This window comes from Pseudomonas brassicacearum, from assembly GCF_003732225.1.
Classification (GTDB): domain Bacteria; phylum Pseudomonadota; class Gammaproteobacteria; order Pseudomonadales; family Pseudomonadaceae; genus Aquipseudomonas; species Aquipseudomonas brassicacearum_E.
Genome location: NZ_MOBJ01000009.1, coordinates 417,096 through 443,436, shown reverse-complemented (window position 1 = coordinate 443,436; position 26,341 = coordinate 417,096). Strand labels below are relative to the sequence as shown.

31 protein-coding genes and 1 pseudogene are annotated in these 26,341 nt (G+C 57.2%); 21 read left to right on the top strand and 11 right to left on the bottom strand.

Annotated elements, in window-relative coordinates:
• Positions 1-21 precede the first annotated feature (21 nt).
• From BK659_RS15670 to BK659_RS15650, 5 genes and pseudogenes are all read left to right on the top strand, one after another.
• A complete protein-coding gene (locus BK659_RS15670; protein WP_123425917.1) occupies positions 22-768 on the top strand; it encodes an SDR family oxidoreductase in 747 nt (248 codons plus the stop codon).
• Positions 769-849: 81 nt separating this feature from the next.
• Positions 850-1,524: a glutathione S-transferase family protein gene (locus BK659_RS15665; RefSeq protein WP_123425916.1), complete on the top strand. Its 675-nt coding sequence runs from the start codon at positions 850-852 to the stop codon at positions 1,522-1,524.
• 651 nt (positions 1,525-2,175) lie between these two features.
• Positions 2,176-2,850: a DUF3313 domain-containing protein gene (locus tag BK659_RS15660; RefSeq protein ID WP_123425915.1), complete on the top strand. Its 675-nt coding sequence runs from the start codon at positions 2,176-2,178 to the stop codon at positions 2,848-2,850.
• A 354-nt stretch (positions 2,851-3,204) separates the two neighbouring features.
• Positions 3,205-3,530: pseudogene (locus BK659_RS15655) on the top strand (IS4 family transposase); the annotation flags it as partial.
• A 56-nt stretch (positions 3,531-3,586) separates the two neighbouring features.
• Positions 3,587-3,844 (top strand): hypothetical protein, encoded by a 258-nt coding sequence (locus BK659_RS15650; RefSeq protein WP_185015378.1) that lies wholly within the window; start codon positions 3,587-3,589, stop codon positions 3,842-3,844.
• Positions 3,845-3,991: 147 nt separating this feature from the next.
• On the opposite strand, the gene BK659_RS15645 is transcribed toward BK659_RS15650, so the two are convergent.
• The gene (locus BK659_RS15645) at positions 3,992-5,278 is read right to left on the bottom strand and encodes a Wzz/FepE/Etk N-terminal domain-containing protein (protein ID WP_123425914.1); all 1,287 of its coding nucleotides are present in this window, start codon (positions 5,276-5,278) and stop codon (positions 3,992-3,994) included.
• Between the two features lie 443 nt (positions 5,279-5,721).
• Between BK659_RS15645 and BK659_RS15640 the strand changes: the two genes are divergently transcribed.
• Together BK659_RS15640 and BK659_RS15635 are read left to right on the top strand one after the other, a co-directional pair.
• Positions 5,722-6,435, top strand: coding sequence for an SOS response-associated peptidase family protein (locus BK659_RS15640; protein ID WP_123425913.1), 714 nt, complete (start codon positions 5,722-5,724; stop codon positions 6,433-6,435).
• A gap of 93 nt (positions 6,436-6,528) precedes the next feature.
• On the top strand, positions 6,529-6,729 hold the full coding sequence (locus tag BK659_RS15635) for a hypothetical protein (RefSeq protein ID WP_123426096.1): 201 nt from the start codon (positions 6,529-6,531) through the stop codon (positions 6,727-6,729).
• Positions 6,730-6,809: 80 nt separating this feature from the next.
• Here the strand turns inward: BK659_RS15635 and BK659_RS15630 are convergent, their stop codons facing one another.
• From BK659_RS15630 to BK659_RS15620, 3 genes are all read right to left on the bottom strand, one after another.
• Entirely contained in the window at positions 6,810-7,001 is a 192-nt protein-coding gene (locus BK659_RS15630; RefSeq protein ID WP_123425912.1) for an SPOR domain-containing protein, read from the bottom strand.
• Positions 7,002-7,216: 215 nt separating this feature from the next.
• A complete protein-coding gene (locus BK659_RS15625; protein ID WP_123425911.1) occupies positions 7,217-7,810 on the bottom strand; it encodes an NUDIX domain-containing protein in 594 nt (197 codons plus the stop codon).
• A 145-nt stretch (positions 7,811-7,955) separates the two neighbouring features.
• On the bottom strand, positions 7,956-8,591 hold the full coding sequence (locus tag BK659_RS15620) for a lytic polysaccharide monooxygenase auxiliary activity family 9 protein (RefSeq protein WP_123425910.1): 636 nt from the start codon (positions 8,589-8,591) through the stop codon (positions 7,956-7,958).
• A gap of 313 nt (positions 8,592-8,904) precedes the next feature.
• Between BK659_RS15620 and BK659_RS15615 the strand changes: the two genes are divergently transcribed.
• Entirely contained in the window at positions 8,905-9,348 is a 444-nt protein-coding gene (locus BK659_RS15615) for a GNAT family N-acetyltransferase (protein WP_123425909.1), read from the top strand.
• A 207-nt stretch (positions 9,349-9,555) separates the two neighbouring features.
• On the opposite strand, the gene BK659_RS15610 is transcribed toward BK659_RS15615, so the two are convergent.
• On the bottom strand, positions 9,556-9,894 hold the full coding sequence (locus tag BK659_RS15610) for a hypothetical protein (RefSeq protein ID WP_123425908.1): 339 nt from the start codon (positions 9,892-9,894) through the stop codon (positions 9,556-9,558).
• Between the two features lie 211 nt (positions 9,895-10,105).
• On the opposite strand from BK659_RS15610, the gene BK659_RS15605 reads away from it, so the two are divergent.
• The 9 genes from BK659_RS15605 to BK659_RS15565 all read left to right on the top strand — a co-directional run bounded on the left by BK659_RS15605 (position 10,106) and on the right by BK659_RS15565 (position 14,994).
• A complete protein-coding gene (locus tag BK659_RS15605; RefSeq protein WP_123425907.1) occupies positions 10,106-10,354 on the top strand; it encodes a hypothetical protein in 249 nt (82 codons plus the stop codon).
• Positions 10,355-10,413: 59 nt separating this feature from the next.
• Complete coding sequence (locus tag BK659_RS15600) at positions 10,414-10,743, top strand: DUF6388 family protein (RefSeq protein WP_123425906.1); 330 nt, start codon at positions 10,414-10,416, stop codon at positions 10,741-10,743.
• 3 nt (positions 10,744-10,746) lie between these two features.
• On the top strand, positions 10,747-11,451 hold the full coding sequence (locus tag BK659_RS15595; RefSeq protein WP_123425905.1) for a YoaK family protein: 705 nt from the start codon (positions 10,747-10,749) through the stop codon (positions 11,449-11,451).
• Positions 11,452-11,516: 65 nt separating this feature from the next.
• Positions 11,517-11,909 carry a sulfurtransferase complex subunit TusD gene (tusD, locus tag BK659_RS15590; RefSeq protein WP_024264676.1) on the top strand — a complete coding sequence of 131 codons (393 nt, stop codon included), beginning with the start codon at positions 11,517-11,519 and terminating at the stop codon, positions 11,907-11,909.
• A 3-nt stretch (positions 11,910-11,912) separates the two neighbouring features.
• On the top strand, positions 11,913-12,275 hold the full coding sequence (gene tusC, locus BK659_RS15585) for a sulfurtransferase complex subunit TusC (RefSeq protein WP_123425904.1): 363 nt from the start codon (positions 11,913-11,915) through the stop codon (positions 12,273-12,275).
• Complete coding sequence (gene tusB / locus BK659_RS15580; protein WP_123425903.1) at positions 12,275-12,574, top strand: sulfurtransferase complex subunit TusB; 300 nt, start codon at positions 12,275-12,277, stop codon at positions 12,572-12,574. The genes tusC and tusB overlap by 1 nt, the downstream gene beginning before the upstream one ends.
• Positions 12,571-12,906 carry a TusE/DsrC/DsvC family sulfur relay protein gene (locus BK659_RS15575; RefSeq protein WP_123425902.1) on the top strand — a complete coding sequence of 112 codons (336 nt, stop codon included), beginning with the start codon at positions 12,571-12,573 and terminating at the stop codon, positions 12,904-12,906. Before tusB ends, BK659_RS15575 begins: the two co-directional genes overlap by 4 nt.
• A 14-nt stretch (positions 12,907-12,920) precedes the next feature.
• Positions 12,921-13,904 carry a glycosyl transferase family protein gene (locus tag BK659_RS15570; protein ID WP_185015396.1) on the top strand — a complete coding sequence of 328 codons (984 nt, stop codon included), beginning with the start codon at positions 12,921-12,923 and terminating at the stop codon, positions 13,902-13,904.
• Positions 13,905-13,992: 88 nt separating this feature from the next.
• A complete protein-coding gene (locus BK659_RS15565; protein WP_123425900.1) occupies positions 13,993-14,994 on the top strand; it encodes a glutathione S-transferase family protein in 1,002 nt (333 codons plus the stop codon).
• Between the two features lie 105 nt (positions 14,995-15,099).
• Here the strand turns inward: BK659_RS15565 and cysG are convergent, their stop codons facing one another.
• The 6 genes from cysG to ftsK form a co-directional block, all read right to left on the bottom strand.
• Entirely contained in the window at positions 15,100-16,494 is a 1,395-nt protein-coding gene (cysG, locus tag BK659_RS15560; RefSeq protein WP_123425899.1) for a siroheme synthase CysG, read from the bottom strand.
• Complete coding sequence (gene serS / locus BK659_RS15555) at positions 16,495-17,775, bottom strand: serine--tRNA ligase (protein WP_123425898.1); 1,281 nt, start codon at positions 17,773-17,775, stop codon at positions 16,495-16,497.
• 16 nt (positions 17,776-17,791) lie between these two features.
• Entirely contained in the window at positions 17,792-18,166 is a 375-nt protein-coding gene (crcB, locus tag BK659_RS15550; RefSeq protein ID WP_123425897.1) for a fluoride efflux transporter CrcB, read from the bottom strand.
• Complete coding sequence (locus tag BK659_RS15545; RefSeq protein WP_123425896.1) at positions 18,166-19,488, bottom strand: replication-associated recombination protein A; 1,323 nt, start codon at positions 19,486-19,488, stop codon at positions 18,166-18,168. Before BK659_RS15545 ends, crcB begins: the two co-directional genes overlap by 1 nt.
• A gap of 183 nt (positions 19,489-19,671) precedes the next feature.
• Positions 19,672-20,295: an outer membrane lipoprotein periplasmic chaperone LolA gene (gene lolA / locus BK659_RS15540; RefSeq protein ID WP_123425895.1), complete on the bottom strand. Its 624-nt coding sequence runs from the start codon at positions 20,293-20,295 to the stop codon at positions 19,672-19,674.
• 58 nt (positions 20,296-20,353) lie between these two features.
• Complete coding sequence (gene ftsK / locus BK659_RS15535; RefSeq protein ID WP_123425894.1) at positions 20,354-22,759, bottom strand: DNA translocase FtsK; 2,406 nt, start codon at positions 22,757-22,759, stop codon at positions 20,354-20,356.
• A 353-nt stretch (positions 22,760-23,112) separates the two neighbouring features.
• Here ftsK and trxB point away from each other — a divergent pair, with 353 nt between their 5' ends.
• The 4 genes from trxB (at position 23,113) to infA (ending at position 25,893) form a co-directional block, all read left to right on the top strand.
• Positions 23,113-24,063 (top strand): thioredoxin-disulfide reductase, encoded by a 951-nt coding sequence (gene trxB / locus BK659_RS15530; protein ID WP_123425893.1) that lies wholly within the window; start codon positions 23,113-23,115, stop codon positions 24,061-24,063.
• A 64-nt stretch (positions 24,064-24,127) separates the two neighbouring features.
• The gene (aat, locus tag BK659_RS15525; protein WP_123425892.1) at positions 24,128-24,808 is read left to right on the top strand and encodes a leucyl/phenylalanyl-tRNA--protein transferase; all 681 of its coding nucleotides are present in this window, start codon (positions 24,128-24,130) and stop codon (positions 24,806-24,808) included.
• A gap of 58 nt (positions 24,809-24,866) precedes the next feature.
• Complete coding sequence (locus tag BK659_RS15520; RefSeq protein ID WP_123425891.1) at positions 24,867-25,574, top strand: arginyltransferase; 708 nt, start codon at positions 24,867-24,869, stop codon at positions 25,572-25,574.
• A 100-nt stretch (positions 25,575-25,674) separates the two neighbouring features.
• Positions 25,675-25,893 (top strand): translation initiation factor IF-1, encoded by a 219-nt coding sequence (infA, locus tag BK659_RS15515; protein WP_002553999.1) that lies wholly within the window; start codon positions 25,675-25,677, stop codon positions 25,891-25,893.
• The last annotated feature ends 448 nt before the right edge of the window (positions 25,894-26,341 follow it).

Sequence of the window (26,341 nt, the reverse complement as noted above, 5' to 3'; positions counted from 1 at the left end):
CCCGAAAGAGAGGAAATTTACATGTCCCGTTTACAAGGCAAGCGTACCCTCATCACTGGCGGTACGAGCGGCATCGGTCTGGAGACCGCCAAGCAATTTCTCGCCGAAGGCGCACGCGTGATCGTCACAGGCGTTAATCCTGAGTCCATGGCAAATGCTCAAGCTATTTTAGGTAGCGAAGTCCTGGTGCTGCGAGCCGACTCAGCTAGTGTCGCAGCCCAGAAGGAGCTGGCGCAGGCTGTTCAGTCTCATTACGGGCAGCTCGACGTTGCCTTCCTCAATGCTGGCGTATCCGTCTGGAGGCCAATCGAAGACTGGAACGAGGAGATGTTTGATCGCTCCTTCAACATCAATGTCAAAGGCCCTTACTTCCTTCTGCAAGCACTGCTGCCGACTTTCTCTAATCCTGCATCGGTGGTTCTTAACACCTCGGTAAGTGCGCACCTGGGCGCCGCGCGTTCATCCATTTATGCCGCAACAAAGGCTGCCTTTCTGAACATGTCGAAAACGCTCTCTAGCGAGCTTCTACCGCGTGGTGTTCGAGTAAATGCGGTCAGTCCTGGTCCGATCGACACGCCGCTGTACGACAAGGCGGGTATACCCGATGCCTACCGCGAGCAGGTCAACAAAGATATTGCTGCGACTATCCCATTTGGCCGTTTTGGCACGCCTGAAGAAGTAGCTAAGGCGGTGCTGTACCTCGCGTCGGACGAGTCTCGTTGGACGGTGGGAACGGAGATTATTGTTGATGGTGGTCGCTCGCTTTAACGAGATAGGCACGCCTTCGAGTCTGTACATCCCGCTTCCTACCCGGAAGCGGGAGTTGTCGAAATAACAGTGGGTATTCAAATGTCGCAACCACGGCTCACGCTTGTTAGCCACGGGCTTTGTCCGTTTGTTCAGCGAGTGGCAATTTTACTCCTCGAAAAAGGGGCTCCATTTCAACGGGTTGATGTGGATTTGAAGGACAGGCCCAACTGGTTTCTGGTCATGTCGCCAACGGGCAAAGTCCCGCTTCTAATGGTGCAAAAAGGCGATGAGGAAGCGACCGTACTTTTCGAGAGCGTGGCTATCTGTGAATACATCGAACAGGTGTATCCGGAGCCAGCTTTGCACCCGAAAGATGCAATTTCTCGTGCTCAACACCGTGCTTGGATCGAATTTGCCACTGGTATGCTTGCTGATGCATGGGGATATTTGAACGCAACGGATCAGCAGACAGCGCTTGGTAAGTCTTCAGCGCTGAGGGGAAAGCTGGAGAGACTTGGCGGTGAAAAGATGGAGGGGCCGTACTTCGCTGGCGAGACGTTCAGTATGGTGGATATTGCTGTAGCCACAGTTTTTCGCTACTTCGACATACTGGGATTCGAACCAAGTCATTCATTGTTTGATGGACTTGGTCGCATTGCCGAGTGGCGTCATGCACTGGCCAATCGCGCTAGCGTTCAGGCTGCTGTCGCCGAGGATTATGCAGACCGGTTACGCAAACATCTGCTGGAGGTGAAGGCCATTTTAGTCAGATGAGTCATAAATATCAGTCCAGTGTCTCGTATGGCGGGACTTAGCCTGGTGCGACCGTGGAGCTGGGTCTCCTTTGCGAATTTGCAGGAGGCCCGCTTTCCTATTCTTCAGGAAAGTGCCTATACAACGGATAGCGATACTGAGCTTTCGTTGGCGCTCCATGTCCGCTTTTTACAGTAGAGACCGAGCATCCGCCCTTCTTGGCATACGCTGCTGGTTTGTCGACTGTTGGATACCCGCTCACCCAAAGAGTCTCCAATGGGAACATCTTTTCGAAGGAAGCGAAGCTGAAACGCCAGCCAGACATATATTTCAATTGGGTAACATTTCTACTGCATAGAAATAAGCTGGACATACTCCAGCAAAGGACGCAGGGCACTCTATGCAGGCCACCTCATAAGGAATCCAGTGTGCAGGTATTAGCCCTATGCCCTGTCACTGCCGTCAACTCGATGCGGTTGCGCCGTGCTCGCCTGTATTTAATTGATTGCAGCCCCCCTTCCAGACTCATTACCGGTCAGTAGCGACAGGCAGAAAACAGCCATATCCGGGCAGTTCGATAGCGCCTGGATTCAAGCTGTGACCGGCAATATGACCTGGCGTTTCTGGCGCCCTGCAACCGAATAGAAAGTCTTAACCCATGGAGTAAACAATATGAGTCTGTCCAAAAAATTGCTTGTCGGCATTGCCTTGACCAGCGTGCTGCTCGGCGGTTGCACCTCAAGAATCACGGAGAAGGAACAGTACTCAGGGTTTCTTCCCAACTACAACAACCTGCAGGAAGTCACCACACCCAGCGGCGAGAAAGCCATGCGTTGGGTGACCTCGTCCTGGAACCCGAACGCTTACAACACGGTGGCCTTCAAACAGCTGGACCTGTACCCGGCACCCAAGCCCAATGAGCGGGTCAACCGTCAGACGCTGGATCAGTTGCAAACCTACGTTACAGATAACGCCAAGAGCGTACTGAGCCAGAAGTACCGTGTGGTACCGAACGTTCAGTCGGCCCCAGCTGGTTCGCGAGTGCTGGTCGTGCGCGCCGCGATCACTGGCGTCACCGCGTCCAACGAAGGCATGAAATGGTATGAAGTACTGCCGGTCACGGCCGCGATAGGCGCGACTCAGGCGGCCACCGGTCACCGCGACCAGGACACCGAGCTGTACATCGAAGCCGAGATGATCGATGCGAGCAACGGCCAGACCGTGGCCAAAGTCGTGCGCAAGGTCATGGGTGAGCAGGTGAAAAATGCAAGCCAACCGGTAACCGCCAACGACTTCAAAGCGGCGATCAAAAAGCTGAACAGCGATATGCAGGCATTCATCAAATAGCAATGAAGTGTCAGCCAGCTTCCCCGGAAATCCGGAGTCCGATAATGACTCCGGATTTTTATGCCCGTCATACAGGATTTGAGCGCTGTTCCAGAGTTCGCCGAAACAGCCAGTTTCCCGAAAAATGGGACAGATTTGAATGGCACTTACTTAGCAGCTAACTAGCTGATGTGACTGCAGAAAAATGAAAAAAGGCTGGCCTTGGTCTACGGTGATAGTTGCGAACACACACCCACAGAGCAAGGACCAGCCCGAGTGAATCGTAGACGTCAAATCGTCAGGCATCAACAGCAGCGCATTCGTCAACACGCCACCAACGGTTGCCGGTAGAGATGGTTTCGACTTTGTTGCGCTCCACCGGCACATCAGGTGGGAATCATTTGCCTCGCCAGCGGAGCAGTTTTAGACGCTTCGCTGGGGCGCTATCGAGGCAAAGGTGGCGATGAGCAGACGCTGCTCAGAACAATGCTCGACACCTTGAATCGAGGTGACATTGTGTTGGGCGATGCCTACTACGCGACGTATTTTTTGTTGTGTGAGCTGCAACGTCGTGGGGTCGATGGGGTGTTCGAGCAATATGGCGCACGACGACGTAGTACTGATTTCCAACTGGGGAAATCGTTGGGCCGGAAGATCATTTGGTTGAATTGAAAAAGCCCAAGAAACGGCCTTCCTGGATGCAGCCTCGGAAGAATGTCGGGAGCGTACGTCACATTGTTGAAAACCCAGGCGGAACTTGAAAAACTGTGACAGCTTTCATGCTTTTTTTGTTTTTGGATACTGCTGTTTAACCGAAGGCTGGGACTTTGAAATAATGGTTTCTTACTTTGGTGCCTTTCTGCTACTCACAGCCTTCTATTTGCTCGCCTGGGATTGGAGTGGTGGCCCGATTTTCGAATTCCTGGCCAATATCAGCTACCCGCTTTATGCATGCCATGGCGCGTTCGGCATGCGAACCATGATTGACCAAGGTCAAGGCTGGCCAGAGAGCTAAGAAAGGCAAGGGCCGAAGCGCACGAACTCAACCACAAAAACTCCGAGCAAGATCGAACGACAAATGACTTTTTGATCGTGCAGAACCAGCGTAACCAGCTGCTCGGAGCAAGAAACAAGCGGAACCCAAAGCACCTCAGCGAATAACTTACATGGTGTTCATACTGGTGCGTCGCGCTGTGACGAAATGTCGAATAACTACCAGGATCACCCCAACGAGCAAACCCAGTACCAAGCCCAATACAACGACCAACACTTTCTTTGGTTTGATAGGGCCTGGCGGCTGCAACGCCTGTTGGTCAATCGTCACCAACTTGATATTACTCATGTCGATATTCAAGTTACGCAAACGAGCTATTTCAGAGCGCAGAGGCTCCACGTCACGTAGAAAAACATCTTCATTTTCACGCTGTTTCAGTACCTCAACTTGGCGGTTAACCTGAAGCAACTGCAACTCTTTGGCAATCTCTGCGATACGTTTTTCGGTGAAATCATCCGACTTTCTCTGCTGTAAAGTAACACGCTCCGCTTCAAGCGCGTCAGTGCCCATGAAGTAGAGCGGGATTTGCTGACTGTTGACCTCAGTGCGTATCACACTGCCTGAGCCAGAGTGTTCAGAGTCTGCCAAAGATGAGGGAGTCGCTGGCTTCTTTATACCTAACGCTTTGGCAATACTGATCGCCTCACTTAATTGAGCCACCCGATCACTGCGTACTGTTTTCAATTGCAGGCGCAAGGCCTTGAGCTCGTCCTGCAGTTGAGCACGCTTAAGCGTATCCACCTCAAGCAGGGATGCTATTTTCGCTTCTTTTTCGGTATCGTAAGTAGAACGAGCGGCGTCGAGCTTTTCATTGAGCTCGCGCAGCCGATTATCAATGATTACTTTTAGATCGATACCAATTTTCTGACGTTCGGCAGCGATTGCAAAATTAACAAAACCATTGAGAATCCCTACACCGTCAATACCTTTCGGATACGTCAACTCCAATCGAATAAAAGCACTCAGGGCGTCATTTTTTTTAAGGTCCGGGACGATCAGCGCTATCGAATTACGGTTAAATTCCTCAAAGCTTTGTTCCAGCGTTACACCCGGCACTTTAAACTTTTCAAAAAGCGCCTCATTGGTGCGAAAAAAATTTAGGCGTGTTTCATAAGACTCGAGTGCTGCCCCTACTTTCGAAAGTGCTTCGCTTTGGGGGAGCTTGTAAATTTCCGACCGATTCAACGCATCAAGCTCGTTAATGGCTGCCGGGCGCAATACGCTACTGACCTTATATTCTTGAGTGGCAATAAAAGAATAAACCAGTGCTAGCAGCCCAAACAAAATGACAGCCGTCGCAACCATAAACTTTTGTTTCCAAACCGCTCGAAAAACCTCAGCCAGGTCGATTTCATCCGAGTTGGAAATTTTTGAAAAGTCGGTATATTCATTCATTGTAAAAATCAGTCCTTAGTTAAAAATCAAGCATCCTCCTTACAATAAACGCTTACGAACACGACTCTACTGCTTGATCTTTAGGTCAAGCCTCCTCGTAGGGTAAGTCAGCATCGTATTCAAGAATTTCTTGTAAGGGATTCATCGCATGTCAAAATGGTGGCACATTTTAAACCTTACTGCATGTCCTTTGATACAGAAAACTGCTTGATGCATTCCTGACACATAGCCACGCAATCAGTCCTGGATCGCCGACTTCAGTAATGGTGGCAATCCGTCGAGCATGCGCCAGCCAAGTCGGGCACGCAGACAAGCTTGGCCACCCAAACCCTCTCGGGTCGTAATACAGATGATTAGCCCGCCACAGCCGTCAGTTTCCAGCATAGATCCACCTTCCCGGACACGACTCGACTAAGCTGAAATCTCCACCGGAGGATTTTCCAATGTGTGGACGACTTTCACAGTACCGAGGCATCCACGACTTCGTCGCGGCGCTGAGCATGCCCAATGCTCTGGTCAACACTGTGGGCGACCAGCCTTTGGGTCTGTACAACGTCCCCCCCTCGACGCAGGTCGCTCTGTTTCACCTCGAAGGCGAAACCTTGCACGCTGACCGGGTGCGCTGGGGCTGGCGACCGCACGGTTCGAAAGATCACTCCGTCCCCATCAATACCCGGGTTGAGAAAGTCGCACACGGCTCCTTCTTCCGGGCAATCTGGCCACACCGCGCCATTGTGCCTATCGACAACTGGTTCGAGTGGGTCTATGAAGGCGGCCCGAATAAACAACCCTACCTTATCCGGCGCCGGGATCAAGCCCCCATCCTGTGTGCTGCCATTGGCCAGTACCCTGCGGGGGGACGAGAGCCGAAGGAGGACGATGGTTTTGTGATTTTCACCGCAGACAGTTCCGGTGGCCTGGTTGATCTACATGATCGGCGACCGGTGGTTCTGTCGCCGGAGTTGGCCCGAGAGTGGCTCAACCTCGCAATGCCAAAGGAAAGCGCCGAGCAGATGGTGCTGCATCAGGGTGAGCCGAGCGAAACCTTCGAGTGGTTCAAGGTCGACATGGCCGTGGGCAACGTGAGGAACCAGAGGCCTGAACTCATCACGCCGATCGGTAAAATCATTGGCGGCGATCACAAGGGCAACAAGTGATAGCGACTGGCAACACCCAGGTTTCTCGACTAGGATTTTCGCGACATGGAAACACGCCGCGCTGTTAGCGAGCACTTGGTCTGGGAGACGAAAATGAACCCGATTCGAATTGCCGAGCGGACCTATCGCACTTGGTCCAGCCCGATCCTGCTTGAGCTCAAAGAAAGAGAAGATCAGCTTGAACCTTCAGCCCGCCAGGCACTTGAAAATGTAATGGTGGAGAGAAGGCTTTTGAACACCGGCAACCCTGCCGGCAAGGATCGACGCAAACCTGAGTCGACCGATAACTCCTGACGAAAGAGCCCGCACAAGCGGGCTCTTTTTTGTTTGCGGCTGCTGGAGAAAAGGCAGACGGACATCTCCAGATAATCACCTCACTGTGTGTGGGAAACGGGTTTCACTCTGGTTTTACGGGCGGGCAACGACGCCGCGTAGGCCAGCGCTTCTTCTCGGGTGCCAAAGGACCCGAGCCGGTCATTACGAGTACAGACCTTCCAGAGACCACTGTTGACGCTGACCACTTGATAACCATTCATGTGCATTTTGCTAAGCAGCGGAACGCTCATAGTCACCTCCATTCACGAGAGATAATCCCGGACCTAACTTACACCCGGTTTAGAGTTCTGTGGGCTTAACAGGTCGAGCGGACGAGCGGATAAAGCATGAAACATCTTTCACGGTGATTTCAGCCCTTAGCGCTTATATTCCCCGCCGCTCATTCAAGAAACATTCGGCCCGCACCCTCCCGCGGGCTTTTTTTTGCCTTTCAGAAGAGCCTGGTCTAAACCGCCGCAAAAATGTCCTTCATCGCCGCGTACTGCAGCAGCATGATGGTTTTCGCGTCAACGATCTGCCCGCTGTAAAACGCCTCGAGTGCCTCATCGAACTTCAGCTCCAGCACCTCAAGGTCTTCTGTTTCCGCCTCAAGCCCACCCCCGGATCCGACGCGTGAAGCAGCATCATATTCAGCTATAAAGAAATGCAGTTTCTCGGTCACCGACCCCGGGCTCATGTAAGCCTCGAATACTTTCTGCACATCGTGAACGCGATAACCCGTTTCCTCTTCCGCTTCGGCGCGAATGCGCTCCTGCGGCGAGGCGCCTTCCAGCAGACCCGCAGCCACTTCAACCAGCAAGCCGTCATGACCGTTGACGAAGACCGGCAACCTGAACTGGCGTGTCAGCACGACGGTTCTTTGCGCGCGGTTGAACAGCAGAATAGCTGCACCATTGCCACGGTCGTAGACCTCACGGGTTTGGCGCTGCCAATCGCCATTGTTGCGCAGGTAATCGAAGGTGATTTTCTTCAGCAGGTACCAGTCGTCGGACAACACCTGGGACTCGATGATGTTGACGCGCTCGGCCGTGTTCGACATGACAATCCATCCTGTTTGTTGTCAGAAGGCGCCATGTTATTCCATCAGGTCGTGGGCTGTGACAGCACGCCACAAAAAAGCCCGGCAGCGCTACCGGGCTTTCGGCTCCAATCCTTTAGAGCCTGTTCACGCTACGAGCGAGGCCTTACTTGAAGTCCACGTCGAAGGCTTGATAGAACGCATTGCCGGTGTTGGCGACAATCCACAGCAGCACAATGACGTGATGACCTTTCTTGCCCACGGGCAATGTCACTTCATGTTCGACTTTGGCTTTGAGTTCGCTGCTGTGTGAGTAGTAAGGCACCTGCGTGTAGAAGTCTTCAGCAAACGGTTTGGCCTCGAGTTGCGCACGGCTGATACGCTGTTTCGGGTCCCAGCCATCCTTGGTGATAAACCAGCTGTAACCGCGAGTGGTGTGAGGCGCCGTGTACTGCCAGGTGACATGGAAGGTCTGACCCGGGTTCACGTTGAGCAGTGGCCAGGTGAAAGGACGATTGAGCTTATTGCTCATTTCCTCGTTGGTGTAGTTGATGCAATCACGAGCATCAGCCTTGCCACCACTGAGAATGAAACCATCAGCCGGTGGTGCAACGCTGGCGCTATCCGTCTCGTACGGTGCGGGGAATGGCCCGGCGGTCAATGAAGGGAAGTTCTTTCCGCCTTCCATTTCGTTGACCTGCCAACCCTCCAGGAGGCCGACTTCAATAGCGACAGAGCCGCGGCTGGCCGGGGTAGTCACACGACCGTGTTTGAGTTGCGGTTGAGTTTGTGGCTTGTTCATATTTTTCACTCCGTTGATTAAGAACGTTCCTTCCTGAGGAACGCTTTCAACCTAACCGAATGACAGATGAAGTCCACGGCCGGTTTTTCCGTATTTCAGGAGCGTTTCCGAGCGGGACTCAATAAATACTGGCTATCCATACAGTTAAATATGCGAAGCCCTACGTCTAGACTGGCAAAAGGACTACAACACGAACCCGCAATCAGAACGATTCGCCTCAGGACGGTTACACGCCACAGTCATTCACTTGGAGAACGGCACGCGGTAATCTCGGCATCGATTGCCCCCCAAAACCGTTACAAGGACGTCACGAATGAAACTGCGCATCGAGCTATCGCAAAACCCTCTACCCGAAGAACGCCTGGCGATTCTCAAACCGCTGCGAGCCTATAACGTCGCCAACGCTGGCGAAGGCCACCCGCAGGATATCGCCCTGCTGGTTCGTGATGAACAAAACGACGAGATCCTCGGCGGGCTCTACGCAAAACTGTTTTACCAATGGATGTTCATCGACCTGCTGTCAGTGCCCGAGCAGGCACGCGGTCAGGGCACCGGCTCACGGCTGATGCAAATGGCCGAGGAGCTGGCGCGGGAGAAAAACTGCATTGGGATCTACCTCGACACCTTCGAATTCCAGGCACCGGAGTTTTACAAGAAGTTGGGGTTTACCGAAGTTGGGCAGATAGCCGACTATCCGCTGGGCAGTAAGCGCTTCTTTTTTCAGAAACGCCTCACGGCCACCGAGCAAAATAGCTAGGGTCTGTACGAAAACTCGCCGAGCGGCGATCAGGCAAGGCAAAAACAGGCGAGGAAGCGGAGTTTAGGCCCCTAAATGAGCATTATCCGCTACGCGGCCCCTTCGGGCCGTCCTTCGGACGTTCTCACTCTGCTCGTCCGAGCCTGTTTTTAACGCAGCCTGGTCGACGCGCAGGCAGTTTTCGTACAGAGCCTAACCTTCACTGACTCACAAACAGGTTGCCAGTGCTGCCAGTCGGCGCTTGGCAACCCAGTTGTCCTGAGTGGCGTAGTACTTCAATGCGCCGCCTTGCACGTCGATAAAAGACTCGGCCGAGCGGGTGTAAACGGTGAAGCCGCCGGTTTCGCCGGGTTGCAGGTAGCCACTGGCGTCGACACCGAACACCGCCTCGTCCTGCCAGGCAAACTGCACGCACTGGGCGACGACCAGATCAGGCTTGTTCGAGGCGAGCGTCTTGTAGGGGTTCTGGGAGCGCGCTTCTTTCATCGTCGATCCCGCACACCCTGCCAGCAACACACCAGCCAGCGCCACCATCAAAATACGCATTGTGTTTCCTTATTCGCAAAACGCTGACTGTATCACTGCAAGCGGCTGTCCCGAAGTGCCAGGCTGAGCTGTTCCACATGCCCCGTCCTCGGTGCCGCTCTGCTTTACTTCATGCTTTACTTTATATTGATCGCGACAGGCCGCGCCGATTCGCGCACCCTGTCGCGCCATAATTGGCGCCTCGCGCCGCGCAACTTCTTCTGGAAAGCCCATGACCCCCAATGCCGAGTTCTACAAACCTTCCACCGACTACGCCGACAAACTGATCAGCCAGATCGGCCAGACCCCGTCGTGGATCGCCAAACGCATCGGCGTGACCGACAAGCGCATTCGTTACATCCTCGATGGCGAAAGAACCGTCAAAGGCGAAACCACGCCGATCCAGATGACCTACACCGAGCAGTTTGCGCTTGAGTGTCTGGCGGCCGAGGCCAAAGCCAACAAGAAAAAGATCTCCTGACTCGCGTCAAGGCAAACACCATCAAGAAGCTTATGCTTTCTCTTTGAAAAGGATGGTCCATGGCTCCCATCGAATCGCAACACGAACTGGCGCTGCAACGGTTTCTCAATGCGCGGCCGGCGTTACGCGAAGAACTCGATCACCTGAACCCTCTGGCGGCCCAGGCCAAGGGCGAAACCATGGCGCAGTATCGCAACGAGCGGCTGCATGAAGCCTACGAAGCGGAGGCCGAACGTCTGGGCTTGTTCGCCTGGGAGCTGACGTTGCAATTGACCGCCGCCACTGTTGAGGACTATGAAGCCCAACGGCGGGAGGTACACAAGGAAGTGGCGCAAATGGCCGGCATGGACTGGGAGGAATATCGCAAACTGCATGGTCTTGAGAGCTGACGAATGCTGCCATCTTCACCTAATCGCGCCCATACACCCGGCCTGTTGCACGTGCAGAAATGGCGCGGGCGGATCGGTATGTTGCTGGTCGCAAGCCTCTCGGTGCTGGCCGGCATGACGGACGCCATCGGCTTCATGGCCACCGGTGACTTCGTCTCCTTCATGAGCGGCAACACTACTCGCCTGGCGGTGGCGATCAGCGATGGTGATCTGCTCCTGACCGTGCGCTTGCTGGTACTGGTCGCCATGTTCATCGCCGGCAACGCATTGGGCATTGTGGTCAGTCGCATGGGCGGTCGACGCGCCCTGCCATTGATGCTGAGCATCGCCACCCTGCTGTGCGCCGCGGCTGCGTGGCCATTCGAGGCTAAATATCCGGCGTTGCTGGCAGCGATCATCGCCATGGGGATGCTCAATGCCGCTGTCGAACAGGTCAATGGCTTTCCGGTCGGGCTGACCTACGTCACCGGCGCCCTGTCGCGCTTCGGTCGCGGTCTGGGACGCTGGTTGCTCGGCGAACGCCGGAATGGCTGGCGGGTGCAGTTGATCCCCTGGACCGGCATGTTTGCCGGGGCCGTTCTGGGTGCGGTGCTCGAACACCATCTCGGCCTGCAAGCCTTGTACGCCAGTGGCCTGCTGGCCGGCGTACTCGGGGTTGTTTCGCTGAAGATTCCACGGCGCTGGCAGCTGGGCTACATGCCACGCTGAATCGCCCTTCGCCGCACCGCCGATAAAGCTTTATCATGGCCGCAGATTTGTTGTCAGAGTTCGCCATGAAGTTCGCCATTGCGCTGTTTTCCGCCGCACACGCGCCCTCCTCGCGCCGCGCCCTGCTGTTTGCTCAGGCAGCGCTGGCCGGAGGGCACGAGATCGTGCGGCTGTTTTTCTATCAGGACGGCGTTTACAACGCGTCGAGCAACGTCGTCACGCCACAGGATGAGCAGGACCTGGCGCTGCAATGGCGCAACTTCGTCAGCGAGCACCAACTCGACGGCGTGGTGTGCATTGCCGCGGCCTTGCGCCGTGGCGTGCTGGATGAAGCAGAAGCCCGGCGTTATCAGCGGACGGCGATCAATGTCAGCGCACCGTGGGAATTGTCCGGGCTCGGGCAGTTGCATGATGCGGTGCAAGACGCCGATCGCCTGATCTGTTTTGGAGGACCATGAACCATGCCTAAATCCTTGCTGATTATCAGCCGGCAGGCGCCCTGGTCTGGCCCAAGCGCCCGTGAAGCGCTGGATATCGTACTCGCCGGCGGTGCCTTCGATTTGCCGATCGGCCTGCTGTTTCTCGATGACGGCGTGTTCCAGTTGGCGCCCCGGCAGAACGCCAAAGCCGTGCAACAAAAAGACCTCAGCGCCAACCTGCAGGCGCTTGGGTTGTTTGGTATAGAAGACGTGTATGTGTGTGGCGACAGCGCAATGGCTCGCGGCCTGGTGCCGACGGCCTTGAGCCTCGACCCGTTGCACGTGCTGGCTGCTGAGCAAATCTCGGCTGTTATTGACCGTTATGACCAAGTGATCACCCTCTGATGTCGACTTTGCATGTGTTGTCTCACTCGCCGTTTACCGACAATCGGCTGACCAGTTGCCTGCGCCTGCTTGGCGCGAGCGATGCGGTTCTGCTCAGCGGCGATGCGGTTTACGCCTTGCAACCCGGCACTGCGCCACTCAGCGCACTGGAAACACGGCGCGATGCCTTGCGCCTGTTCGTCCTCGACGAAGACGTTCAGGCCCGCGGATTGCAGGTGCCTGACTGGGTCAAAAGCGTCGACTATCCGGCCTTCGTCGAGCTGTCGATTCACTACGATAAGGTCAACAGCTGGTTATGAACTCGCTCACCGTAGGTGCACGTCGCATCGACCTGGACAAGGACGGTTACCTGGTTGATCTCGGTGACTGGTCCACCGAAGTCGCCGCGGCCCTGGCCGCCACCGAAGAGCTCGAACTGAGCCCCGAACACTGGGAAATCCTTGAGCTGCTGCGTGGCTTCTATCAGGAGTTCCAGCTGTCGCCAGCCACTCGCCCGCTGATCAAATACACCGCGCTGAAGCTGGGCCCGGACAAGGGCAACAGCCTGCACCTGAACCGATTGTTCAAAGGCACTCCCGCCAAACTTGCCGCCAAGCTGGCGGGCCTGCCCAAACCGACAAATTGTCTATGACCGATTTCGCCCCACTGATCACTGAAACACCTGCCGAACACCCTTTCGCGCAGTTCGTGCGGATTCTCGGCAAAGGCAAACGCGGCGCCCGCAGCCTGACCCGCGAAGAGGCCCGCGAGGCCATGGGCATGTTGCTTGACGACAAGGTCGAGGACACTCAACTCGGCGCCTTCCTGATGCTGTTGCGACACAAGGAAGAAAGCCCTGAAGAACTGGCGGGCTTCACCGAAGCCTTGCGCGAACGGCTGAACGCGCCAGCGTTGGGCGTTGATCTGGACTGGCCGACCTACGCCGGCAAGAAACGTCACTTGCCGTGGTACCTGCTGGCCGCCAAGTGCCTGGCGCAAAACGGTGTGCGGATCCTGATGCACGGCGGTGGTGCGCATACCGCCGGGCGTCTGTACAGCGAGCAACTGCTCGAGCAGTTGCAGATCCCGTTGTGCCGTAACTGGCAGCAAGTGGGCTCCGCGCTTGAGCAAGGCAATCTGGCGTTCATCCCGCTGGGCGACTGGGCGCCACAACTGCAACGGATGATCGACCTGCGCAACACCCTCGGCCTGCGTTCGCCGATCCACTCGCTGGCGCGGATTCTCAATCCGCTGGGCGCGCGCTGCGGCCTGCAAAGTATCTTCCACCCTGGCTACCAGGGCGTGCACCGCGACGCCAGCGGCTTGCTCGGCGATAACGCGATCGTGATCAAGGGTGACGGTGGTGAAATCGAGATCAACCCGGACGCCGACAGTCACCTGTACGGCACCACCGGCGGTGAGAGCTGGGACGAGGAATGGCCGCAGCTGTCGGCCCAACGCCACGTCAAACCGGCGACCCTCAATCCTGAACACTTGAAAGCCGTTTGGCGCGGCGATGTGGTCGACAGTTATCCGCAAATGGCGTTGATTTCGACCATGGCCCTGGCCTTGCGCGGCCTCGGTACGCCGCGTGATGAAGCCTTCGTCCAGGCTCAGCAGTTCTGGGACACGCGCGATAAATCGATTTAACCGATCATTAACGCCCAACCTTTGCGCTTTTTGTTCGAACTCATCCGAATAGACTGAACTCCAACGTTTAACGACTTTGGAGTTCGAGATGGGTTTGCTGATTGAAGGGCACTGGCGTGATCAGTGGTACGAAAGCAGCAAGGACGGCACGTTCCAGCGCGAACAAGCGCAGCGCCGCCACTGGCTGACCGCCGACGGCAAACCCGGCCCCAGCGGCGAAGGCGGCTTCCCCGCACAAGCCGGTCGCTATCACCTCTACGTCTCGCTCGCCTGCCCCTGGGCGCATCGCACGCTGATCCTGCGCAAGCTCAAAGGCCTGGAAAGCCTGATCGATGTGTCGGTGGTCAGCTGGCTGATGCTGGAGAACGGCTGGACCTTCGACAAGGCCTTCGGCTCCACTGGCGACAAACTCGATCACTTAGACTTCATGCACCAGCGCTACACCGCAGATGCCGCCAACTACACCGGCCGCGTAACGGTGCCAGTGCTGTGGGATAACCTGCAAAAACGCATCGTCAGCAATGAATCGGCGGAAATAATCCGCATGTTCAACAGCGCCTTCGACGGTCTGACCGGCAACGGCCTGGACTTCTACCCGCAACCTTTGCGCGCTGAAATCGATGAGCTGAATGCGCGGATTTATCCGGCGGTGAACAACGGCGTGTATCGCGCAGGGTTTGCCACGTCGCAAACGGCCTATGAAGAGGCGTTTGATGAGCTGTTCCGCGAACTCGACTGGCTGGAAAAGCGCCTGGGCGAGCAACGTTATCTGGCGGGCGAATACCTGACCGAGGCGGACATTCGCCTGTTCACCACGCTGATTCGCTTTGATGCGGTGTATTACAGCCACTTCAAATGCAACCTGCGGCGGATCGCCGATTACCCGAACCTGTCGAACTGGCTACGCGAGGTGTATCAGTGGCCGGGGATCAGCGAAACCGTGGACTTTACCCACATCAAAGGGCACTACTACGCCAGCCATCGCACGATCAATCCAACTGGCATTGTGCCGAAGGGGCCGGCGCAAGACTTCACCGCCGCGCATGATCGGGAGCGGTTGAGCGGGAAAGGGGTTTGGCACAAGGCCTGAGGTTTATGCAGGTTTTGAGGGCCTCATCGCGAGCAAGCTCGCTCCCACAAGGATTGCGCAAAACCTGTGGGAGCGAGCTTGCTCGCGATGGAGGCGACGCGGTTCTCAGACTTGAGACTGGGCGCCTTCAAACCACGCGAGTTTCTCGCGAAGCTGCACCACTTCTCCCACGATTACCAATGTCGGTGCATGAACCTCATGCTCCGCCACCAGCTGTGGAAGGTCAGCCAGCGTGCCGGTGAAGACGCGCTGATTGGGCGTCGTGCCCTGCTGAATCAACGCCGCCGGCGTATCCGCCGAACGACCATGCTTGATCAACTGCTCGCAGATGATCGGCAACCCCACCAGCCCCATGTAAAACACCAGGGTTTGCGCTGGCGCGACCAGATCGCTCCATGGCAGATCCGAGGTGCCGTCCTTCAGGTGGCCGGTGATAAAGCGCACCGACTGCGCGTAATCACGGTGGGTCAGCGGAATCCCGGCGTAGGCTGCGCAACCGCTGGCAGCGGTAATGCCCGGCACGACCTGGAACGGGATGCCGTGGGCCGCCAGCTCTTCGATCTCTTCGCCACCACGGCCGAAGATGAACGGATCACCGCCCTTCAACCGCACGACACGCTTGCCCTGCTTCGCCAGGTCGACCAATTGCTGGTTGATCTGGTCCTGAGGCACAGCATGGTCGGCACGTCGCTTGCCGACATAAATCCGCTCGGCATCGCGACGGCACAGCTCAAGAATCGCCGGTGCCACCAGACGGTCATATAGCACCACATCGGCTTGCTGCATCAGTCGCAAGGCGCGGAAGGTCAGCAAATCGGGGTCACCCGGCCCTGCGCCTACCAGATACACCTCACCCGGAGCATTGGGGGATTCGCCGTTGATTTTCGCCAGCAACAAGCGCTCGGCTTCAGCGCCCTGCCCGGCCAATTGACGATCAGCGATCGGCCCCTGGAAAACCTCTTCCCAGAATGCCCGGCGCTGCTGCACGTCCGGGAACAGACCTTTGACCTGATGGCGAAAACGCGCCGCCAACCCGGCCAGTTGGCCGTAGGTCGAGGGAATCCAGGTTTCCAGTTTGGCGCGGATCAACCGCGCCAGCACCGGCGCATCGCCGCCGCTGGAAACCGCAATCACCAACGGCGAACGGTCGACGATCGCCGGGAAAATCACGCTGCACAAGGCCGGCGCGTCCACCACGTTGACCGGCACGCAGCGCCGATGAGCATCCTGGGAGACTTGCGCATTCAGCGGTTCATCGTCGGTGGCGGCAATGATCAGCCCGCAACCGTCGAGGTCCGACTCACGATAGCCGCGCAACACCAGCTCGCCGCCACTGTTCTGCACCAGTTCGCGTAGCTGGGTTTCGATCTCGGGTGCAACGACCCGCAGCAGCGCACCGGCATCGGCCAGCAGACGGGATTTGCGCAAGGCAATCTCCCCTCCACCGACGACCAACACACGACTGCCGCGCAGGTTGTGAAACAGCGGCAGAAATTCCATTTAGCCGATGACCTCGAGGCCGCCCATGTACGGCTTGAGCACGGCCGGCACGCGGATCGAACCGTCGGCCTGCTGATAGTTCTCCAGCACCGCCACCAGGGTACGACCGACCGCCAGGCCGGAACCGTTCAGGGTGTGAACCAGCTCAGGCTTGCCGGTTTCCGGGTTACGGAAACGCGCTTGCATGCGACGTGCCTGGAAATCGCCGCAGTTGGAGCACGACGAAATTTCACGGTATTTGTCCTGGCTCGGAATCCACACTTCCAGGTCGTAGGTCTTGACCGCGCTAAAGCCCATGTCGCCGGTGCACAGCGCGATGGTGCGGTAAGGCAGTTCCAGCAGTTGCAAGACTTTCTCGGCGTTGGCGGTCAGGCCTTCCAGCGCTTCCATCGAAGTCGATGGTTCAACGATCTGGACCATTTCGACTTTGTCGAACTGGTGCTGACGAATCATCCCGCGCGTGTCACGACCCGATGCACCGGCTTCACTGCGGAAGCACGGCGTGTGAGCCACAAACTTGATCGGCAGCAGTTTCGGGTCAATGATTTCGCCAGCCACGATGTTGGTCAGCGACACTTCAGCGGTCGGAATCAGGTACAGATCGGCTTCGCCTTCGCGGCTGATCTTGAACAGGTCTTCCTCGAACTTCGGCAGTTGACCGGTGCCCTGCAAGGCCGGCGCCTGGACCAGATAAGGCGTGTAGGCCTCTTCATAGCCGTGCTCGCTGGTGTGCAGGTTGATCATGAACTGCGCGAGGGCGCGGTGCAGACGAGCGATCGGCCCGCGCAGCAAGGCGAAACGGGCGCCAGACAGCTTGGCGGCGGTTTCAAAATCCAGCCAGCCGAACTTCTCGCCCAGCGCAACGTGGTCCTTGACCTCGAAATCGAAGGCGGTCGGCGTGCCCCAACGGCGCACTTCGACGTTGCCGTCTTCGTCGGAACCAATCGGCACCGACTCGTGTGGCAGGTTAGGAATGCCCAGCACAATCGAGTCCAGCTCGGTCTGGATCGCGTCCAGATCGAACTTGCCGACACCGAGCTCGTTCGCCATGCGCTCGACATCCGCCATCAACGGCGCGATGTCTTCCCCGCGCTGTTTGGCCTGACCGATGGATTTGGAGCGCGCATTACGTTCGGCCTGCAGTGCTTCGGTGCGGGTCTGGACGGTCTTGCGCTGTTCTTCCAGCGCTTCGATGCGCGCAACATCCAAGGCATAGCCACGGGATGCCAGGCGGTCCGCTACGTCCTGAAGGTTGCTACGTAACAGTTTGGAATCGAGCATGTCGGTCTCTCGTTTATCAAAGTTTGGTCAAGGATAGGCCAGCCCAGGTTGCGAGCAGCCCGCCGAATACACTGATGGCCAGATAACCGAAGGCTATCGGTGCCTGCCCGCTTTCCAGCAAGCGCAGCGTATCCAGTGAAAAGGATGAAAAGGTCGTCAGACCGCCTACAAAACCGACGATCAGGCCAGCGCGAATTTCAATCGGCACTTCGGGGCGCATCAGAAATAGCCCGTAAAGCAAACCGATGATCAGACAGCCCACCAGATTGACGGCCAGGGTCGCCGCATAAAAATGCCGCGGCCAATTGGCGTTGACCCAATTGCCGGCTGCGAAACGCAGTAATGTACCAGCGATGCCGGCCACGGACACCGCAAGAATAGTTCGAATCACTACTTTCTCCGCTGTTTCGGGCTAAGACGGTCGAGTTGTGCAAGGTGATTGAGCTTCTCGCCAATCTTCAATTCCAGACCACGCGGAACCGGTCGGTAGAACGACTGCGGTTCCAGCTCTTCCGGGAAATAGTCTTCACCGGCGGCATAAGCGTCCGGCTCATCGTGGGCATAACGGTATTCGTCGCCATAACCGAGCTGCTTCATCAACTTGGTCGGGGCATTGCGCAAATGCAGCGGGACTTCCAGCGAGCCGTGCTCGGCAGCGCTGCGCATGGCAGCTTTGAAGCCCATGTAAACGGCGTTGCTTTTCGGCGCACAGGCCAGATAGGTAATCGCCTGCGCGACCGCCAACTCGCCCTCGGGGCTGCCAAGCCGCTCCTGCACATCCCACGCCGCCAGGCACAGGCTCAAGGCGCGCGGGTCGGCATTGCCGATGTCTTCGCTGGCCATGCGCACCACACGCCGGGCCAGGTACAACGGATCGCAACCACCGTCGAGCATGCGCGCAAACCAGTACAGCGCACCGTCCGGGTTGGAACCGCGTACCGATTTGTGCAGCGCGGATATCTGGTCGTAAAACGCTTCGCCGCCCTTGTCGAACCGTCGCCGGGTGTCGCCAAGCAGGCTTTGCAGCAGCTCGACGCCGATTTCCGTGCCGTCTTCGGCCAGGTCGGAAGCGTTTTCCAACAGGTTCAACAAACGTCGGCCGTCACCGTCAGCGGCGCTGAGCAGCATCTTGAAGCCGTCATCGCCAAGGCTCAGCTGACGCTTGCCCAGGCCGCGCTCTTCAGTCAACGCTCGCTGTACCAGTTTGTGCAGTGCGGTTTCGTCGAGGCTCTTGAGCACGTAAACACGCGCACGGGACAACAGTGCGTTGTTCAGTTCAAAGGACGGGTTTTCGGTGGTCGCACCGATGAAAATCAGCGTGCCGTCTTCGACATACGGCAGAAAGGCATCTTGTTGCGATTTGTTGAAGCGATGGACTTCGTCGACGAACAGAATGGTTCGACGGCCATATTGTCCGGCCTGCTGCTTGGCGACTTCCACCGCCTGGCGGATTTCCTTGACCCCGGCCAGCACTGCCGAGACGGTTTCGAAGTGCGCATCCGAGACTTCCGCCAGCAGCCGCGCCAGGGTGGTTTTACCCACGCCCGGTGGCCCCCAGAAAATCATCGAGTGCAAGGCACCCTGCTCCAGCGCCTCGCGCAGCGGCTTGCCGCGAGCCAACAGGTGTTCCTGACCGACATACTCGTCCAGATTGGCGGCCCGTAAACGGGCGGCCAAGGGCTGAGCTATCGGAGCACTGCGAAACAGGTCCATCACTACTTATGAAACCTCTACTGGGTCCTGATGCCGATCAGTTACGAATCTGGGCGACGCAGTCCTTGTGGGAGCGAGCTTGCTCCGGGCGGCGATCCGACGATGGCGGTATTACATTCAACATCCATATTGACTGATACGACGCCATCGCGAGCAAGCTCGCTCCCACACTGGTCCGGCGTCTTACTCTTGAATCACGTCCGCCCCTTTGGGGATGACGAACTTGAACTTGGAGGCCGGAATCGGCTCGTTGGCCTTGACCCCGGTGAACAGGATATTCGTGCGCTGGCCGACGCTGTCGATCATCTGCATGTCATTGACCATGCCGTTGCGGAACGACAGACGCAGGCTGTCGAACAGCGTGTCTTTGGTCTTGGGCTTGAGCGTGAAATCGATCACGCCGCCGGCTTCCTTGGACGTGATGGCGAAGCTCTGGCTGATTTTCGACACATCACCGGACAGCAGCAAGGCCGGAGTCTGGGTCAGGCGCTGATCGAGGTTCTTGATGGTGACTTGTTGCAGATCAGGGTCCCACAGGGAAACCTTCTTGCCGTCGGACACCATAAGCTGCTCTTGTGGCGCATCGGTGTGCCAATAGAACAGGCCCGGACGCTGCAACGACATCTCGCCAGCGGTTTCCTGCAACTGAGTGCCGCTGCCGTCGAGGGTCAGCTGAGAGAAACGTGCGGTCAGGGTCTGCGACTTTTCGAGCAGTTGGGTCAGACGCGCCACGTCCTTGTCATCGGCATGGGCCGAGAGCGTGGTTAAAGCCAGTACCGGCAGCAGCAACATGCGGATAAGACGCATGGGAGTCCTCTTTGATATTCGTTTGAATGGCGTGCCGCGTGTTATCACGCGGCACCGGTCAGTCACGCATTGGGCCTGGTGCAAGCACTTCGCGCGAGCCGTTGGTATTCATGGAGGTCACGACCCCGGCCATTTCCATGGCCTCGATCATGCGCGCAGCGCGGTTATAACCAATCTTCAGCTTGCGCTGAACCGCAGAGATCGAGGCGCGGCGACTTTCCAGCACGAACTGCACCGCTTCGTCGTAAAGCGCGTCGGTTTCGCTGTCATCGTCGCCACCGCCGCTGCCGCCTTCAAAGCCGCTACCTGCCTCTTCGACACCGTTGAGGATGTCATCGTTGTACTCCGGTGCGCCGCGCAGTTTCCAGGCTTCAACTACCCGGTGAACTTCATCATCGGAAACAAACGCACCGTGAACCCGAATCGGCAAACTGGTGCCCGGCGGCATGTAGAGCATGTCACCGTGACCCAGCAATTGCTCGGCGCCACCCTGGTCAATGATGGTTCGCGAGTCGATTTTGCTCGATACCTGGAACGCCATACGGGTCGGAATGTTGGCCTTGATCAGACCGGTGATCACGTCCACCGACGGACGCTGGGTTGCAAGGATCAAGTGAATACCGGCCGCACGGGCTTTCTGGGCGATCCGGGCGATCAGTTCTTCAACCTTCTTGCCGACGATCATCATCATGTCGGCGAATTCGTCGACCACCACCACGATGGTCGGCAACTTGGTCAACAGCGGCGCTTCGTCGTGGATGCTTTCGCGGTTGTACAACGGATCTGTCAGCGGTGTACCCGCCTCCTGCGCCTCTCTGACCTTCTGGTTGAAGCCCGACAGGTTACGCACGCCCATCTTCGCCATCAGCTTGTAGCGACGCTCCATCTCGGCCACGCTCCAGCGCAGCGCGTTGGCGGCGTCCTTCATGTCGGTGACCACCGGACAGAGCAGGTGCGGAATGCCTTCGTAGATCGACAACTCAAGCATTTTCGGGTCGATCATGATCAGCTTGGCGTCTTCCGGGCCCGACTTGAACAGAATCGACAGAATCATTGCGTTCACGCCCACCGACTTACCGGAACCGGTGGTACCGGCCACCAACAGGTGAGGCATTTTTGCCAGGTCGACGATGATCGGCTTACCGCCGATGTCGTGGCCCAGGGCCAAGGTGACCGGGGACTTGGCGTCATCGTATTCCGGCGTCGACAACACTTCGGAGAAGCGCACGATCTGCCGGTCTTCGTTGGGAATCTCGATGCCGACCGTGGTCTTGCCGGGAATCACTTCCACCACCCGCACACTGGTCACTGCCAGCGAACGCGCAAGGTCTTTGGCCAGGTTGGAAATACGACTGACTTTTACCCCGGCCGCCGGTTGAATCTCGTAACGGGTAATCACCGGGCCCGGGTGTATCGAATCCACCGAGACTTCAACGCCGAATTCCTTGAGTTTGATTTCCAGCAAGTGGCCGACCGCTGCCAGCGATTCAGGCGAATAGTTGAGCTGTTTCTTTTCTGCCGGGTCGAGAATCGAGATCGGCGGCAAGGTGCCTTCCACCGCACTGTCAACGAACAGCGGCGCCTGTTTCTCTTTCTCGACACGCTTGCTTGGAGGCGGCGCTTTGGCAGGCGCCGGGGCAATCACCGGCGGGACCTGCTTCTCGCGCTCGGACATGTGCTTGCTCAGGGCCTGCTCGCGCTCGATCAGGCGCTCCTTGACCTTGGCTTGCTCGCGTTTATCGGTCACGGTCGGCGCCACGACGTCGTGCACCCGCTCGTCGACTTCACGCAGTTGAGCAACCAGTTGCTTGCGCTCGGTGCGCGCCGCCCACCAGCGATTGGCGGCGCCCTGAAACAGCTCGAACAGGTCGAGGGTGATCTTGCCGGTGACGTCCATCACCTTGAACCACGAAAGGTCGGTGAACACGGTCAGGCCAAACAGGAACAGCGCGATGAACATCAGGGTGCTGCCCTGGATATTCAGCGCGTTCTTCGCCAGATCGCCGAGGCTTTCGCCCAGCGCACCACCGGCGCCGGCCGGCAAACCGGTTGGCGCATGGAAATGGATATGCGCCAGGGCCGCGCCCGACAGCACCAGAAACACCAGGCCGATCAAGCGCCAGGAAAACAGCCAGCCACTCCACTGCCACGGCTCGTGGCGTTGACGGAATATCTGGTAGGTCTTGATCGCCAGCAACAGCGGGAAGATGTAAGCGAAATAACCCAGCACCATGAACAGAATATCAGCGCTGTACGAGCCGGCCGGCCCACCGAAGTTCTGTACATCGTCGATTTTGCTGTTATGGCTCCAGCCCGGATCGTCCTTGCCATAGGTCAGCAAGGCCATCATCAGGAACAGGCACAAGGCACCGATGGCGATCAGTGCACCTTCCTTGAGCCGGTAGTGCAAATGCTGACGCCAGAGTGGAACTACTGTTTTAGGTGCTGCGGTGGATTTCTTCAAAACGCGTATTTTCCTGCGCCTGTAGCGCGTCCAACTGTTGATTGACTACAAAAAACTGCCCAATCCGGGCAGGTAACAAAGTTAACGAGCACAACAGAGACTACTTTTAACACTCTGACATCGAAATCTAAAACCGTATGAAATCGTAGGAGCTGCCGAAGGCTCGGGCCGCGTTCGGACGATCTTTTATAACAAAGATTTCGGAACATCCCGATACAGACCGGCATTGTACGGGTTTGCCCGCACGATGCCACGCTAGAGCAGCTAAGGTGTAGCATAGCCAAAAGTACGTTGCGCGCGCTTCAATTTGAGCATGCATTCTCTTTTGTGACAAAGGCTTATGAGGTGTTTTTATGAGCGAAGCTAAGCATTCACGCCTGATCATTCTGGGTTCCGGCCCTGCCGGTTACAGCGCTGCCGTTTATGCCGCTCGTGCCAACCTCAAGCCGACCGTTATCACGGGCCTGCAAGCCGGCGGTCAGTTGACCACCACCGTTGAAGTCGACAACTGGCCAGGCGATGTCGAAGGCCTGACCGGTCCAGTGTTGATGGAGCGCATGCAAAAACACGCAGAGCGTTTCGACACAGAGATCGTCTACGACCACATTCACACCGCAGAGTTGCAGCAACGACCGTTCAGACTCACCGGCGACAGCGGCACTTACACCTGCGACGCACTGATTATCGCGACCGGCGCCTCGGCGCAGTACCTGGGATTGCCCTCTGAAGAAACCTTCGCCGGCAAAGGCGTTTCTGCCTGCGCCACCTGCGATGGTTTTTTCTACCGCAATCAGGTGGTCGCGGTGATTGGCGGCGGCAACACCGCCGTTGAAGAAGCGCTGTACCTGGGCAACATCGCCAAGGAGGTCCACCTGATCCATCGCCGCGACAAGCTGCGCTCAGAGAAGATTCTTCAGGACAAACTGTTCGAACGCGCTAAAAACGGCAATATCCGCCTGCACTGGAACCAGAACCTTGACGAGGTTCTCGGCGATGCCAGCGGCGTGACCGGCGCACGCCTGCGCGACAGCCTGACCGGCGAGATGAAAGACCTGGAGCTGACCGGTGTGTTCATTGCCATTGGCCACAAGCCCAACACCGACCTGTTCCAGGGCCAGCTGGAGATGCATAACGGCTATCTGCGCGTCCGGGGCGGCAGCGAAGGCAACGCCACCGCCACCGAGATCGAAGGCGTGTTTGCAGCGGGCGACGTAGCCGACCACGTCTACCGCCAGGCGGTGACTTCCGCCGGTGCCGGTTGCATGGCAGCACTGGACGCTGAAAAATACCTCGACGACAACTGATAAGACATTCATTGCGGCGGGCCTCGACCTGCCGCTGCCCTCCCCTTCTGTAAGCCCGGATGCCATGCTGACCTGGTTACAACGCGACTCCCTGAACTTCCCGCCGCTGGAAAAAGCCATGCGTGACCCTAACGGCTTGCTTGCCGCTGGCGGCGACCTTAGTGCTGATCGGCTGATCCGGGCTTATCGCCACGGCTGCTTCCCGTGGTTCTCGGAGGGTCAGCCGATCCTCTGGTGGTCACCCGATCCACGCACCGTATTGTTTCCCGACGAACTGCATATTTCTCGCAGCCTTGGCAAACTGCTGCGGCAAAAACGCTACGAAGTGACGTTCGACCAGGACTTCGCCGCCGTCATCAACGCCTGCGCCGCGCCACGGGAGTACGCCGACGGCACCTGGATCACCGACGCTATGCAAGCCGCCTATACGGAGCTGCATGCTCGTGGGTACGCCCATTCGGTTGAAGTCTGGGATCAAGGGGTGCTGGTGGGCGGGCTCTATGGCTTGGCAATGGGTCAGCTGTTTTTTGGTGAGTCGATGTTCAGCCGCGCCGACAATGCCTCCAAGTTCGGCTTCGCCACGCTGGTCAATCACCTGAAGGACGCCGGTTTTGTGCTGATCGACTGCCAGATGCCGACCGATCATCTGCACAGCCTGGGTGCCCGGGCGATCCCTCGTCGCGAGTTTGCTGGTTATCTTCAGCAACATCTTGATCAACCCAGCCGTGCCACATGGGTTTGCTGAGCGACTTTTGCAGCCGTGGCTTACACTTAATTGAACAGCTATTCCCGAGGGTTGATTCATGACCGAGTTGGCGCGCCTCAAGTTTTATGCCACTCAACCCCACTCTTGCAGCTATCTGCCCGACGAACAGGCCACTACGCTGTTCCTCGACCCTAGCCAGCCCATGGATGTGCATGTCTATGCAGACCTGTCGGAAATGGGTTTTCGTCGCAGTGGCGATCACCTGTACCGGCCGCATTGCCAAAATTGCAATGCGTGTGTGCCTGCGCGCATTCCCGTTGCGCAATTTTCGCCTAACCGTCAGCAGAAACGTATTTTCAAACGCAATGCCGACCTGCAGGTTCGCCCCGCCAAACCGGGTTACAGCGAAGAATATTTCGACCTTTACCAGCGCTATATCGAACAGCGTCACGCCGATGGCGACATGTACCCCCCCAGCCGCGATCAATTTTCGACCTTTCTGGTCCGTGATCTGCCGTTTTCGCGATTCTATGAGTTCCGCCTCGAAGGTCGCCTGCTGGCGATCGCCGTGACCGACCTGCTGCCCAACGGTTTGTCGGCGGTTTACACCTTCTATGAGCCCGAAGAAGATCGTCGCAGCCTGGGGCGTTACGCGATTCTCTGGCAAATCAACGAAGCCCGGCGACTGGGGCTGGATGCGGTCTACCTCGGATACTGGATCAAAAACTGCAAAAAAATGAACTACAAGACCCAGTATCGCCCCATCGAGCTGCTGATTAATCAACGCTGGGTGGTTCTAAACTAGAAGCCCTTGGCTTAAACCCCATTTTTCGGGCACAATGCACGCCGCTTTTGCCTGGCGCAGTTGCACCGGGCCATTCATTGGATACCGAGGGCTTTACTGCATGTCGAAAGAAGACAGCTTCGAAATGGAAGGCACTGTCGTCGACACCCTGCCCAACACCATGTTTCGTGTGGAGTTGGAAAATGGGCACGTCGTAACCGCGCATATTTCCGGCAAGATGCGCAAGAATTACATTCGTATTCTTACCGGTGACAAAGTGCGCGTCGAGCTGACGCCCTATGACTTGAGCAAAGGGCGGATCACTTACCGCGCTCGTTAATCAAGTCAATACAAAACGCCCGGCTCTGCCGGGCGTTTTTGTTTGTCTGGGATTTGTTTAGGGCATTGGTTGGGCCGTCGGTTGGGGACATATCCGTTGCTGCGGTGATGGCGGCTTAGGGTTTCGCTCTTACAGCGACTCACTTTTCCAAACGCCGAAAAGTAAGCAAAAGGCTTCGCCCCGAGCGTACGGCACCTCGCTTAGGCTCGGCGTTCCCTCGCTACGGTGCCCATCAGGGGGCATCGCCTACGGTCTGCTTCGCTACGACCTCCTCTCGATGTGTTCGACTTCGTCGAACGGCGCTACGCGCCTACCCCCTGATGAACACCTACGCTCGGCCTGCCGAAGGGGCGAGAGATCAGAAGCAGATCAAGATCAAAAGCCAAAGCCAAAGCGTTCCGTAGCCCCAATATAATTCGAGTACACCCACCAGAAACTGATCAACAGT

What these genes read in the sequence shown, in the direction of transcription:
- BK659_RS15665 (WP_123425916.1), top strand. Translation starts at nt 850, where the DNA reads ATGTCGCAACCACGGCTCACGCTTGTTAGCCACGGGCTTTGTCCGTTT.
- BK659_RS15645 (WP_123425914.1), bottom strand. Translation starts at nt 5,278, where the DNA reads ATGAATGAATATACCGACTTTTCAAAAATTTCCAACTCGGATGAAATC.
- lolA (WP_123425895.1), bottom strand. Translation starts at nt 20,295, where the DNA reads ATGCGTCTTATCCGCATGTTGCTGCTGCCGGTACTGGCTTTAACCACG.
- tusB (WP_123425903.1), top strand. Translation starts at nt 12,275, where the DNA reads ATGTCGACTTTGCATGTGTTGTCTCACTCGCCGTTTACCGACAATCGG.
- BK659_RS15600 (WP_123425906.1), top strand. Translation starts at nt 10,414, where the DNA reads ATGGCTCCCATCGAATCGCAACACGAACTGGCGCTGCAACGGTTTCTC.
- BK659_RS15520 (WP_123425891.1), top strand. Translation starts at nt 24,867, where the DNA reads ATGACCGAGTTGGCGCGCCTCAAGTTTTATGCCACTCAACCCCACTCT.
- BK659_RS15660 (WP_123425915.1), top strand. Translation starts at nt 2,176, where the DNA reads ATGAGTCTGTCCAAAAAATTGCTTGTCGGCATTGCCTTGACCAGCGTG.
- BK659_RS15630 (WP_123425912.1), bottom strand. Translation starts at nt 7,001, where the DNA reads ATGAGCGTTCCGCTGCTTAGCAAAATGCACATGAATGGTTATCAAGTG.
- BK659_RS15545 (WP_123425896.1), bottom strand. Translation starts at nt 19,488, where the DNA reads ATGGACCTGTTTCGCAGTGCTCCGATAGCTCAGCCCTTGGCCGCCCGT.
- BK659_RS15620 (WP_123425910.1), bottom strand. Translation starts at nt 8,591, where the DNA reads ATGAACAAGCCACAAACTCAACCGCAACTCAAACACGGTCGTGTGACT.
- infA (WP_002553999.1), top strand. Translation starts at nt 25,675, where the DNA reads ATGTCGAAAGAAGACAGCTTCGAAATGGAAGGCACTGTCGTCGACACC.
- BK659_RS15640 (WP_123425913.1), top strand. Translation starts at nt 5,722, where the DNA reads ATGTGTGGACGACTTTCACAGTACCGAGGCATCCACGACTTCGTCGCG.
- BK659_RS15595 (WP_123425905.1), top strand. Translation starts at nt 10,747, where the DNA reads ATGCTGCCATCTTCACCTAATCGCGCCCATACACCCGGCCTGTTGCAC.
- BK659_RS15635 (WP_123426096.1), top strand. Translation starts at nt 6,529, where the DNA reads ATGAACCCGATTCGAATTGCCGAGCGGACCTATCGCACTTGGTCCAGC.
- tusD (WP_024264676.1), top strand. Translation starts at nt 11,517, where the DNA reads ATGAAGTTCGCCATTGCGCTGTTTTCCGCCGCACACGCGCCCTCCTCG.
- cysG (WP_123425899.1), bottom strand. Translation starts at nt 16,494, where the DNA reads ATGGAATTTCTGCCGCTGTTTCACAACCTGCGCGGCAGTCGTGTGTTG.
- BK659_RS15670 (WP_123425917.1), top strand. Translation starts at nt 22, where the DNA reads ATGTCCCGTTTACAAGGCAAGCGTACCCTCATCACTGGCGGTACGAGC.
- tusC (WP_123425904.1), top strand. Translation starts at nt 11,913, where the DNA reads ATGCCTAAATCCTTGCTGATTATCAGCCGGCAGGCGCCCTGGTCTGGC.
- BK659_RS15615 (WP_123425909.1), top strand. Translation starts at nt 8,905, where the DNA reads ATGAAACTGCGCATCGAGCTATCGCAAAACCCTCTACCCGAAGAACGC.
- BK659_RS15625 (WP_123425911.1), bottom strand. Translation starts at nt 7,810, where the DNA reads ATGTCGAACACGGCCGAGCGCGTCAACATCATCGAGTCCCAGGTGTTG.
- aat (WP_123425892.1), top strand. Translation starts at nt 24,128, where the DNA reads ATGCTGACCTGGTTACAACGCGACTCCCTGAACTTCCCGCCGCTGGAA.
- BK659_RS15605 (WP_123425907.1), top strand. Translation starts at nt 10,106, where the DNA reads ATGACCCCCAATGCCGAGTTCTACAAACCTTCCACCGACTACGCCGAC.
- BK659_RS15565 (WP_123425900.1), top strand. Translation starts at nt 13,993, where the DNA reads ATGGGTTTGCTGATTGAAGGGCACTGGCGTGATCAGTGGTACGAAAGC.
- BK659_RS15610 (WP_123425908.1), bottom strand. Translation starts at nt 9,894, where the DNA reads ATGCGTATTTTGATGGTGGCGCTGGCTGGTGTGTTGCTGGCAGGGTGT.
- trxB (WP_123425893.1), top strand. Translation starts at nt 23,113, where the DNA reads ATGAGCGAAGCTAAGCATTCACGCCTGATCATTCTGGGTTCCGGCCCT.
- serS (WP_123425898.1), bottom strand. Translation starts at nt 17,775, where the DNA reads ATGCTCGATTCCAAACTGTTACGTAGCAACCTTCAGGACGTAGCGGAC.
- BK659_RS15575 (WP_123425902.1), top strand. Translation starts at nt 12,571, where the DNA reads ATGAACTCGCTCACCGTAGGTGCACGTCGCATCGACCTGGACAAGGAC.